Genomic DNA, 11823 nt, shown 5'->3' with positions numbered 1-11823 from the left:
AATCAATAGCCGACCGACAGACTCACCCACAGCCTGGGACTGCGCTTGGGCGTGATGACCGCGGTTTCGTGGTCCGTGGTCCAGGCGGCTGACAGGTCCAGTGCCCAGCCACTGCCTTGCAGACCGCCGCCCACACCGGCACCGGCCAGCCGGCGGCGGTTGCTGCCGGTGGCCCACGGCTGGTGATTGACCTGCACCACGCCCGCATCCGCAAACGCCTGCAGTTGCCATTCCGGCGCCGGCTGCCAGCGCAGTGCCACATTGCCGACCCAGCCGTCGTCGCCGCTGGCTTCGCCTTCAGGATAGGCGCGCACGCCGTTGGCGCCGCCGAGGCTGATCTTTTCGGCGGAGGGCAGGTTGTGGTCGGCGCGTTGGCCGCGCCAGGCCATCGCCAGCGTCCATTCGGGCAGCAGCTGCTGCTGTCGCTGCAGGCTGGCGGTGAACTTGCCAAAGCCTTTGCCGGTGTTGGCGCTGAGCTGGTCGATGAAATCGCTCACTGCGTCCATGTGGGCCTGGCCGGTCTGCAGGCCGAGGCTCAGGTCGCTCATCGCCGGCAGCGCCAGCCAGCCGTCCTGCCACTGGCCTTGCAGGCTGAGGCTGGCAAGGTTGATGCGGTGCGTGCTGCGGGTCTCGGTGCTGGCCACCATGTCGACCAGGCGCTTGTCGTCGTACTGCAGCTGCAGGCTCCAGTTTTCGGTCTGGCTGCGCACAAGCGGGTGGCGCGCGTAGAAGCTCAGCGTGCTGGCCAGGCCGTAGGCGCCGAGGGCGGCGAACTGCTTGCCGAGCCGGTAATCCATGTGCGAGGCAGACAGGCCCACGCGCGTGCCCAGCGGACCCACGGGCAGCTGGTAGGACGCGGCGGCGTAGCGCTGGGCCAGCTGGCTGCGCAGCAGGTGCAGGCTGAGCTGGTCGCCCAGGCGCAGCGGGTTGTTGAACGACAGGTTCAGGCTCAGGCGCTGGTCGCCGGTGCTGTCGCTGCCGTGGTTGTCGAGCGCGGCATCGGCCTCGAAGGCCTGGCCTTCGTCCACTTCCACCAGCAGGTCCGAAGCGCCTGGCGTGTCGCCCGGCCGCAGCGTGGACAGCACGCGCGCGCCCGGCAGGCTGCGCAGTGACAGCAGCACCGGCGCGAGGTCCTGCTCGCGCAGCGCGGCCTGCGGCTGCAGCAGGTCCAGCGGGGCCAGCGCGTCGCCCTGCAGCTCGGCGCGGTTGCGCAGCTCGACCTTGCCCAGCCGGCCTTCGGCCACCGCAATCTCCACTCGCCCGCCCTGCACCTCCTGCGCCGGCAGGTAGGCCCGCGCGACCAGGTAGCCGGCCTCGCGGTAGGCGCGGGTGAGCCGGCCGGCCAGCTGGTTCAGCTCGGCCAGGTTCAGCTCGCGGCCGATGGCGTCGGCCAGCAAGGCCTGCAGCCCGGCCTCGGGCAGGCTCTGCACGCCGCGCAGCACAAAGCCGCTGACCCGCACGCGCGCGCCGCCCTCAGGCACAGCGCCAGGCGCCGGTGCGTCCACGTTCAGCGGCGGCGATGCACTCGGCGCCGGGCGCGGCGGCGGGTTGTTTCGCAGTTCCTGCAGCAGCTGGCCGGCATCAGGTGCGGCCAGCGCGGCGCTGGTGGCCAGGCTCAGCGCACACAGCGTCAGGCGGTTCGGGGACAAGCTTCTCACGGCAACAACAACCCGGGATGAATCGGAACTCAGCGCGCTGCAGCGTCGGCTTCCAGCACCGTCAGGCCCAGGCCCTTCAGCAAAGCGATCAGCTTCAGTTGCTGGGCGCGGGTCACGGTGGCCGGCTTGAACACGTCTGCCAAGCCGAGCTGCTGGGTCTTGGTCAGCTGGTAGTTCTGCGCGTCTGCACCGCTGATGACGAAGGTCTCGACGACAGGCTTGTAGTGGCCCCACAAGGCGGTGACGAACTGGCCGGTCTGGCTGAGCGCCACGTCGTCGCCCGCGACAAGCCCGGTCAACGTGCCACCGGTGACCGTGGCGGTCTTCGTGCCGTCGAACACCTTGTCCTGCGCCTGGGCGCCGGTCACGGTCAGCAGGGCTTGGGCGATGTTGGCGCTGCTGCTGTCGTTGGCGACGACGTAGTTGCCCGCGTCGCCGCCGCCCAGGCTGTTTGTCACCGTCACGACCTTGCCGAGACCAGCGTTCTTGTCGGCGAACCTGCCACTCTGGCTGAGCGTGACGCTGTCGCCCGCGATCACGCCGGCCAGCGTGCCGCCGCTGACCTGCGCCAGCGTCGTGCCGTCGTAGGTCTTGTTGGCGACCGCGCTGCCGGAGACGGTGAGCAGCGCCTGCGCGATGTCGGCCCGGGCAATGGCCGAGGGGTTCATCAGCACGTAGTTGCCGGCGTCGCCGCCGCTGATGGCGAAGGTCTCGGTGACGGTCTTGCCGGTGCCGGCGGTCTTGTCGCTGAAGCTGCCGCTCTGGCTGAGTGCCACGCTGTCGCCATCGACCAAGCCGTGCAGATAGCCACCACTGACGCTGGCCGTGCTTGTGCCGTCGTAGGTCTTGCCGGCGACATGGGCGCCGAACACGACGAGGGCGGCCTGGCTGATCGCCAGGTTGGCGCTGTAGGCGATGTCGTAGCCCTGCTGCGTCGAATAGAGGCCGCTCACCCGCAGCGAACCATTGCCGGCGCTGTAGCTGCCGGCGTTGTCGCTGCTGCTGGCGTAGCTCAGCACGCCGCTGCCCAGCAGCGGGGCGCCGGGCTGGGACAGCGTGTAGCTGCTGGTGCTGCCCGCGGCGGCCAGGCCGTCGTAGACCTTGCCGTTTGCCGTGAAGGACACGCTGACCGGCGTGAGGAAGCTGCGCAGCAGCGGCATCGTGCTGCCTTCGTACAAGCGCCAGGCGGTGCCGCTGCCGCCCACGTCGTCCAGCGACCAGCCGGCCGCCGTGTAGGTGGCGGTGGACCTGGCCTCGGCATCGCTGAGGCCACGCGTCAGGCTGTCCACACTGGCCTGGTTGCTGCCGATGCCGGTGCCCGTGTTGGCCGTGAGCCAGAACGAGCGGGTCACCTGGCCTGCGCCGGAGTTGAGACCGACCAGGCCACCCAGCTGGGTGTAACCCAAGACGCTGCCGGTGGCGTAGGCGCTGGCGATGCTGCCGCTGTTCGCACCCGCCAGGCCGCCAACGACGTACGCGCCCGAGACCGCACCACTGGCGTACACATTGCTCAGCACGCCGCTGTTGCTGCCCGCCAGCCCGCCGGTGCCGGTGCCGTAGGCCATGACGGCACCGGTGGCATAGGCGCCGTCAATGCTGCCGCTGTTGACGCCCGCCAGCCCGCCAGTCCCGTTGCCATAGCCATAGCCGTACACGGCACCGGTCGCGTAGACGCTGCCGATGCTGCCGCCGCTGCTGCCCACCAGCCCGCCAGCGCTGCTGCCGTAGCTGACAACCACACCGGTGGCGTAGGCGCCGTCGACGCTGCCACTGTTGCTGCCCGCCAGGCCGCCAGTGTCGTTGCCATAGCCGGTGACGGCACCCGTCGCGTAGACGCCGCCCAGGCTGCCGTTGTTGTGCCCCACCAGCCCACCGACCTCGGTGCTGCCGTAAACAAGGCCGCTGGCGTGCGAGCCTGTGATGCTGCCGTCGTTGATGCCGACCAGGCCACCCACCTGGTTGCCGTCGTAGACAGAGGCGGTCGCCTGCGAGTTGCCGATGCTGCCGGCATTGCGCCCGACCAGCCCACCCACCGCGCCGCCGGCACTCCAGTCGCCGCTCACAGCGCCGCTGGCGCTGACATTGCTCAGCGCGGCGTCGCTCCAGCCGACCAACCCGCCCACGTTGGCCTCGCCGTCGACCGAGGCCGTGGACGAGACGTTGCTGAGGTTCAGGGGCAGCTTCACGGTGGTGGATTGGCCGTTGGCATCGGTGCCCGCCACGCTGGGCCGGCTCAGCGTGCCCACGAGCCCGCCCACGTCGGAGGTGCCGCTCACGCTGCCGCCGCTGCTCACGCCGCTCAGCGTGCCGCTGTCCCAGCCCACCAGGCCGCCGACCGAGCTGCCGCCGCTGACCGTGCCCGCGGCGCTGCTGGCTTGCACCAGGCCGCCCAACTCGTTGTCGCCCACCAGGCCGCCGGCCTTGTCGCCACCGCTCACGGTGGCCAGGCTTTGGCTACCGGCGATGGTGCCCAGGTTCAGGCCGGCCAGCCCGCCCACCGCGCTGCTGCCGGTGACGCTGCCGCTGACCCGCACGTCGCTGACGCTGCCGCCCGCGTTGACCAGGCCGACCAGGCCGCCTACGTGGGTACCACCGGTGGTGTTGCCGCCACTCAGCGCGAGGTGGCTGATGCTGCCGCCGTTGCCCAGCACGCCCACCAGGCCCACGTTGTCCTGGCCGGCTCGGTTGATCACCAGGCCGTCGATGCTGTGCGACTGGCCATCCAGGCTACCGGTGAAGGGCGCGGCGGCAGTGCCCAGCGGCACGAAGCCACTGTCGCCCAGTTGGCCAGCGTTGTCGGCTGGGCTGGCGGCAATGTCGTTGGCCAGGGTGTAGCTGGCACCAAGGTCGTAGCCGATCAGCTGCAGCTGACGCACGGTGTGGATGCCGCGCACGTACTCGGCCACGCGCACCGGGCGCAGGCCGTCCACCATGATCCAGGCCGGCTGGCCGTCGACGTCGTTCGCCACCCAGAAGCCCGAGCCCGGCGCGCTTTCGTGCCAGTTGCCGAGGTTGGCATAGTCGCCATGCTTGCTGCCGCCCGCGGCGTTGCCAATGTTGCTGCTGTAGCCGCCGGCCGAAGTGCCGACGGCGCTGGCTTGCCCGGTGCTGCTGCCGTCCCACACCAGGTAGCGGATTTCCCCGCCATTGAGGCCCACCAGCCCGCCCACCTGGGACTGGCCCTGCACTGAACCTGCCGCATAGGCATTGCGGATCGCATTCCAGTTGACCCCTGCCAGGCCGCCCACGGCATTGACGCCGCTGACGCTGCCGCTCACCGTGCTGTCGCTGATGCTGCCGGCGTTGTAGCTCGCCAGGCCGCCCACCATGTCGTGCCCCGTCACGCTGCCGCTGACCGCTGCACCGGTGATGCTGCCGAAGTTGAAGCCGACCAGGCCGCCCACGTTGGAGCCCTGCGGTGCCCACACGTCCACGCTGCTGCTGACGTTGCGGACGCTGCCCCAGTTGTGGCCCACCAACGCGCCGATGTAGGCGTCGAAGCCGTACTCGCCCAGGCTGACGCTGCCGCCTTGCAGTGCCAGGTCCCGGATCTCGCTGCCGCTGCCGGCGGCGGCGATCAGGCCCACGTCCTGGCCGGAAGCCTCGGCGATGGTGAAGCCCTTGATTGCGTGGCCCAGGCCGGCCAGGTTGCCGGTGAACGGGCTGTCGGTGCTGGCGATCAGCGCGCCGCTGTAGACCGTGGCGCTGGCGTCGATGTCCTGCGCCAGCGCGTAGTGCCCGGCCAGCCCCTGGCTGTTGATGGCCTCCAGGTCCGCCAGGCTGTGGACCAGGGTGTAGGCCGTGCCGTTGACGTTCAGCGAGGCATTGGCGCCGCTGAGCGTCACAGGCGCGTGCAGCTTGTAGTCCGCGCCGCTGCGCACGCTGCCGGAGGCGGCGTAATTGCCGGTGTTCAGCACCAGGCCGGCATTCGCGCCAGTGGCGGTGAGCTCGGCCAGCAGGTTGATGTTGTTGTAGGCGTTCAGCGTCAACGTGGTGTTGGCACTCCAGCTCACCGCGGCGTTGACGTTGATGTCCCCGCTGTCGCTGCCCTTGCTGTTGTCGGTCGTCAGCGTGACGTTGTTCGTCGCCAGGTTCGTGGCCAGGGTGCTCGCGCCGATGCCGCTGCTGGTCAACGCACCGCTGCCGGCGCTGATCGTGAAGTCCGTCGGGTCGACAAGCCAGGTGCCGGTCTTGCCGCTTTGCGACAGTGTGCTGATCTGCGCGCCATCTGCCACTTGCACATGCACGCCGCTGGTCTCGATGAAGCCGCCGTCGTGGTTCACGGACGAGGCGTCCAGCGTGCCGCCGGCCTTCACTGTGCCGCCGTTGAAACCGCCCAGCAGGATGATCTTGCCACCGCTGCTGTCGATGCCCTTGGCCTCGATCATGCCTTCGTTGTTGACGACTGTGTCCAGCAGCGCGTTCTTGGCTGTGGCGCTGAGCAGCACGCTGCCGTTGTCTGCGCGAATCAAGCCCTTGTTCTCGGCCAGCGCATTGAGCGTGCCTTCGTCGACCGTGACGCTGAGCAGCTGGCTGCCGCTGAAGTCCAGCGTGACCTTGTCGCCGGCTGCGAGGGCTGCGGTGCCGTTGGGCGTGGTGATGCTGCCGCTGTTGCTGACCTGCTTGCCGATCAGCGCCACGTAGCCGCCGGTCAGGCTGCCCTGGTTGACGACGCTGCCCTGGCTGCCGTTGCCGCTGAAGCTGGTCTTGCCGGTCGCAAAGTCGCTGTCGCTCAGGCTGAGCGTGGACGCTACCAGGCCGCCCACGTTGACGCTCGCGCCGTTGCCGAACAACACGCCGTTCGGGTTCAGGATCCACACCTGGCCGTTGGCCGTGAGGCTGCCGTTGATGCTCGAAGCATCGGTGCCCAGCACGCGGTTCAGCGCGATGGACGAAGCCCCGGGCTGCACGAACTTGACGCTCTCGCCCTTGCCCACGTTGAAGGTCGCCCAGTTGATCGCCAGGTTCTGGCTGCCCTGGTTGATGGTGGTCGTGCTGCCGCTTTGCGTGATCGTGCCACTGCCCGTGCTCACCGCACCGCCCGTCGGCCCGGCCAGCACGGCACCGCTCAGTGCCGCCGCTGCAAGCAGCACCGCGCCGCTGCGCTTGCCACGCGCCTTGGCAGTCTCCGGCACGGCGACAAAACGTTGGAACAGGTCGCTCCAGACAAGGCGGTAGGCGTGGTTCATGGCAGGGAAGGATGAGGAAGAAGGGGCTGACGGAATGTTAGGAAGCGGCCCCGCCGCTGTCCGTAGAACAAATGCGCTACAGCCGGCCGCCCACGCCCGTGCAGCGTGGGCGGCCGGCATCGCAGCGGCCGGCGGAAGCGAGCTCAGCGCGCCGCAGCGTCGGCCTCCAGCACCGTCAGGCCCAGGCCCCTCAGCAGCGCGGCCAGCTTCAGTTGCTGGGCCACGGTCACGGCCGCGGGCTTGAACACGTCCGCCTGGCCCAGTTGCTGGGTCTTGGTGAGCTGGTAGTTCTGCGCATCCGCGCCGCTGATGGCGAAGGTTTCGACCACCGGCTTGTAGTGGCCCCACAAGGCGGTGACGAACTGGCCGGTCTGGCTGAGCGCCACGTCGTCGCCCGCGACCAGGCCGGTCAGCGTGCCGCCGGTGACGGTGGCGGTCTTGGTGCCGTCGAACACCTTGTCCTGCGCCTTGGCGCCGGTCACGGTCAGCTGGGCTTGCGCGATGTTGGCCGTGGTGCTGTCGTTGGCGACGACGTAGTTGCCCGCATCGCTGCCGCCCAGGTCGTTGGTCACGACCACCACCTTGCCGCTGCCGGCGTTCTTGTCAACGAATGCGCCGCTCTGGCTCAGCGTGACGCTGTCGCCGGCGAGCACGCCCATCAGTTGGCCGCCACCGACCACTGCGGCGGTCTTGCCGTCATAGGTCTTGTTGGCCGCCACGGTGCCGGCCACCAGCAAGGTGGCGGCGGCGATGTCGGCCGTGGTGGTGCCGGTGGCATTGGCCAGCACGTAGTTGCCGGCATCGACACCGCCAATGGCGAACTGTTCGTTGACCGTCTTGCCCGTGCCGGCATGCTTGTCGACAAAGCTGCCACTCTGGCTGAGGCTGACGCTGTCGCCCGGCAGCAGGCCCAGCAGCGTGCCCTGGCCCAGGCTGACCTGGGTCGTGCCGTCGTAGGTCTTGTTGGCCGCCGTGCCGCCGCTCGCTGTCAAGGTCGCCGCGCTGATGCTGGCAGTGCTCGCACCCAGGCGGTTGAAGGTGTAGTTGCCGGCGTCCGTGCCCAGCAGGGAAAGGCCCACGCTGACGCTCTTGTTCGTGCCAACGTTCTTGTCGTCGAAGTAGCCGACGACATCCGCCGAAACCGCGTCGCCGGCAATCACGCCGCCAAGGCTGCCGGTGACGCTGGCGCGGGACGAGCCGTCGTAGGTCTTGTCAGCCGCCACGAGGTCAACCGACAGCAGCTTGGGCGTGATGTCGGCCGCCATGACGGTTGACGGATTGAGCAGCAGGTAGTTGCCGGCATCGGCGCCACCCAGGCTGCGGCAGACGGCGACCTGCTTGCCGTAGCCCACGTTCTTGTCGCCGAAGCTGCCGCTCTGGTTGACGGTGACCAGGTCCCCGTTGAACAGGCCATCCAGGCGGCCTCCGCTGACACTGGCTGCGGTGCCGCCGTCGTAGACCTTGCTGAGGGCCGTGCCGCCGACGAGGTAGAGGGTGGCGGCCGAGATGTCGGCCTGCGCGGTGCCGGCCTGGGGGCCGAGCACGTAGTTGCCGGCATCGGGTCCGGACAGCGCGCCGGTGATGCTCACGGTCTTGCCGGTGCCCACGTTCTTGTCGCTGAAACTGCCGCTCAGGTGATACCCCAGCTGGTCGCCCGCAACCACGCCCACGAGGCTGCCGCCGCTGAGCTGTGCCACGACTGTGCTGTCGTAGGTCTTGCTGCTCGCCTGCGCACCGCTCACTTGCAGTTGCGCAGGGTCGATGTCGGCGGCGACCTTCGCCACCGGGCCGACCAGCACGTAGTTGCCCGCATCGTCGCCGGCCAGGCTGTTGGTGACCGTGACTGTCTTGCCGCTGCCGGCGTTCTTGTCGCTGAAGCTGCCGCTCTGGCTGAGGGCGACACTGTCGCCGGCCAGCACCCCGCCCAGGCTGCCACCGCTGACACTCGCCAGCGTCGTGCCGTCGTAGGTCTTGCTGGCCGCGGTGCCGCCGCTGACGGTCAAGCTGGCGGCGGTGACCTTGGCGGTGCCTTCGGCAAAGCTCAGGTCGTAGCCAAACTGGCCGGAATAGAGGCCGCTGAGGCCGATGCTGTAGCTGCCAACGTTCTTGCTGCCGGCATCGCCGTAAACCGCCGTGCCGAGGATGAGGCTGCGGTCGGCGCCAGCGTCACTGGTGGCGTAGCCGCCGCCGCTGAAATTCACCGTGCCGTCATAGACCTTGCTGACGCCGTCGGCGCTGACGGTGAGCGCTGGCATGAAGGACCTCAGCAAGGGCGCGGTCTGGCCTTCGTAAATGCGCCACACGGCGTTGCTGCCGCCACTGCTGGCCAGGTCCCAGCCGCTGAAGCAGGACGCCTGCATCATCTGCGCGGAACTCAGCCCGGTGCCGCCACCCAGGCTGGTGGACTGGCCGGTGGTCTCCAGGTTCCAGTAGCCGTTGGTGACGGTGGGGTAGAAGCCGTCGAAGCCGCCGATCAGGCCGCCAGGTTGATAGCTGGCGCTGACATGGCCACTGGCATAGACATCGGTCAGCACGCCGGCCCCCTTGCCCATCAGGCCGCCCACGCGCGAGTCGCCGCTCACGTCGCCAGTGGCATAGGCGTAGACGACCGTGCTGTCGTAGTTGGCCGAGCCGATCAGGCCGCCCACGCCTTCGCCACCGGCGGACTTGACGTTGCCGGTGGCGAAGGCGCTGATGATGAAAGAGGCGTCGTTGTGGCCGACCAGCCCGCCGACCGAACCGGTGAGACCGGTGACGTTGCCAGTGGCATAGACATTGGAAAAGACCGAGGTGTTGTAGGCCACGCCGACCAGGCCGCCAACGTAGAGGTTGCCGCTGACGTCGCCACTGGCATGGGCGTTGTTGAGGGTCACGGCCTCGGTCTGCAAACCGACAAGCCCCCCGACATACGATGCGCCCGTCACGTCACCGCTGGCCCACACCTGGTCCAGGTTGCCCTTGTTGCGCCCGATCAGCCCGCCGGTGTCATTGCCGCCAGTGACCGTGCCGGTGGCGTCCGACCGTGTGATGCGGCCCGTGTTGTAGCCGACCAGCCCACCCGAATCGTCGCCACCGCTGACATCGACGGCGGCATGCACGTTGAGGATCGTCCCGTCACTCAGCCCGGCCAGCGCGCCCGCGCCCGGGCCCGAGGCCTGCACGCTGCCGCCCACCAGGCTGAGGTCGCGCACCACGGCGCCGTTGCGGATCTGGCCGATCAGCCCGGCGAGGCTGCCTGCGCCCGCCACGTTGAACTGATGAATGGTGTGGCCCAGGCCGGCCAGCGTGCCGAAGAACGTCCCGATCACCGCGCCACCGTAGACCGTGTCGCTGGCGTCCAGGTCCTGCGCCAGCGCGAGCAGGCCGTGGTTGTCGGCCGACTGCAGCTCGGCCATGCTGTGGATCAGCGTGTAGGCATTGCCGTTGAGGCTGAGACTGGCGTTGGCGCCGCTGAGCGTGACAGGGGCGTTGACCTTGTAGTCACCGCCATGGTTCAGCGCCAGTCCGGCTGCCTCGCCAGTGGCAGTGATCGCTGCGTTGAGGTTGACGTTGCGGTAGGCGTTCAGCGTCAGCGTCGTGTTGGCGCTCCAGCTGACCGCTGCGTTGACGTTGATGTCGCCGCTGTCCGTGCCGGTGCTGTTGTCGGTCGCCAGCGTGACGTTGTTGCTGGCCAGGCTGTTGGCCAGCGTGCCCGCGCCGATGCCGCTGCTGGTCTGCGCGCCGCTGCCCGCGCTGATCGTGAAGTCCGTCGGGTCCACCAGCCAGGTGCCGGTCTTGCCGCTTTGCGACAGTGTGCTGATCTGCGCACCGTCTGCCACTTGCACATGCGCACCGCTGGTCTCGATGAAGCCGCCGTCATGGTTCACCGAAGAGGCGTCCAGCGTGCCGCCGGCCTTCACGGTGCCGCCGTTGAAACTGCCAAGCAGGATGATCCTGCCGCCGCTGCTGTCGATGCCGCGCGCTTCGATCACACCTTCGTTGTTGACCACGGTGTCCAGCAGCGCGTTCTTCGCGTTGGCGCTCAGCAGCACGCTGCCGTTGTCTGCGCGGATCAAGCCCTTGTTCTCGGCCAAGGCGTTCAGCGTGCCTTCGTCCACCGTGACGCTGAGCAGCTGGCTGCCGCTGAAGTCGAGTGTGACCTTGTCGCCGGCGGCGAGTGCTGCCGTGCCGTTGGGCGTGGTGATGGTGCCGCTGTTGCTGACCTGCTTGCCGATCAGCGCAACATAGCCGCCGGTCAGGCTACCCTGGTTGACGACGCCGCCCTGGTTGCCGTTGCCGCTGAAGCTTGCTTTGCCGGCCGCGAAGTCGCTGTCGCTCATGCTCAGCGTGGATGCAACGAGACCGCCAACGTTGACGCTCGCGCCATTGCCAAACAGCACGCCGTTCGGGTTCAGGATCCACACCTGGCCGTTGGCCGTGAGGCTGCCATTGATGCTCGAAGCATCGGTGCCCAGCACGCGGTTCAGCGCGATGGACGCAGCCCCGGGCTGCACGAACTTGACGCTCTCGCCCTTGCCCACGTTGAAGGTCGCCCAGTTGATCGCCAGGTTCTGGCTGCCCTGGGTGATGGTCGTGGTGCTCCCGCTTTGCGTGATCGTGCCGCTGCCGGTGCTCACCGCACCGCCGGTGGGCCCAGCGAAGGCACCGCCACTCAAGGCAGCCGCCGCAAGCAGCACCGCGCCGCTGCGCTTGCCCCTCGCCTTGGCTGTCTCCGGCACGGCGACAAAACGTTGGAACAGTTCGCTCCAGACAAGGCGATAGGCGTGGTTCATGGCGGGAGAATTGGAGGGAAAGAGGGTTGGCGGGATGCTAGGGAGCGGGCCCTAGCCTGTCCGTAGAACAAATGCGCTACAGCCGCGTCGCCAGCGGCCGCTCACACTGGCCGCTGGCAAACCTGCGACACACTCGGCGGCCGCGCACACCAGCGCTCAAGCGGCGCCGCGCCAAGCCGCTTGGGGTGCCGCGTGATTTTCTTC

At 68.8% G+C, this 11823-nt stretch carries 3 protein-coding genes; all 3 read right to left on the bottom strand.

The window, feature by feature from the left end; all coding sequences use genetic code 11:
* Positions 1-2 precede the first annotated feature (2 nt).
* The 3 genes from LRH25_RS00525 to LRH25_RS00505 all read right to left on the bottom strand — a co-directional run bounded on the left by LRH25_RS00525 (position 3) and on the right by LRH25_RS00505 (position 11619).
* Entirely contained in the window at positions 3-1658 is a 1656-nt protein-coding gene (locus LRH25_RS00525; protein ID WP_231010007.1) for a ShlB/FhaC/HecB family hemolysin secretion/activation protein, read from the bottom strand.
* 29 nt (positions 1659-1687) lie between these two features.
* The gene (locus LRH25_RS00520) at positions 1688-6847 is read right to left on the bottom strand and encodes a two-partner secretion domain-containing protein (protein WP_231010006.1); all 5160 of its coding nucleotides are present in this window, start codon (positions 6845-6847) and stop codon (positions 1688-1690) included.
* A gap of 143 nt (positions 6848-6990) precedes the next feature.
* Positions 6991-11619: a YDG domain-containing protein gene (locus LRH25_RS00505; RefSeq protein ID WP_141286194.1), complete on the bottom strand. Its 4629-nt coding sequence runs from the start codon at positions 11617-11619 to the stop codon at positions 6991-6993.
* Between the last annotated feature and the right edge of the window lie 204 nt (positions 11620-11823).

It is taken from the genome of Ideonella azotifigens, from assembly GCF_021043325.1.
GTDB lineage: Bacteria > Pseudomonadota > Gammaproteobacteria > Burkholderiales > Burkholderiaceae_C > Ideonella > Ideonella azotifigens.
Note: the sequence above shows the minus strand (reverse complement) of the source record. Positions and strands in the feature narration are given on the sequence as shown.

Excerpts from the sequence above, each read along its gene's own strand:
- LRH25_RS00520 (WP_231010006.1), bottom strand. The coding sequence starts at position 6,847 with ATGAACCACGCCTACCGCCTTGTCTGGAGCGACCTGTTCCAACGTTTT.
- LRH25_RS00505 (WP_141286194.1), bottom strand. The coding sequence starts at position 11,619 with ATGAACCACGCCTATCGCCTTGTCTGGAGCGAACTGTTCCAACGTTTT.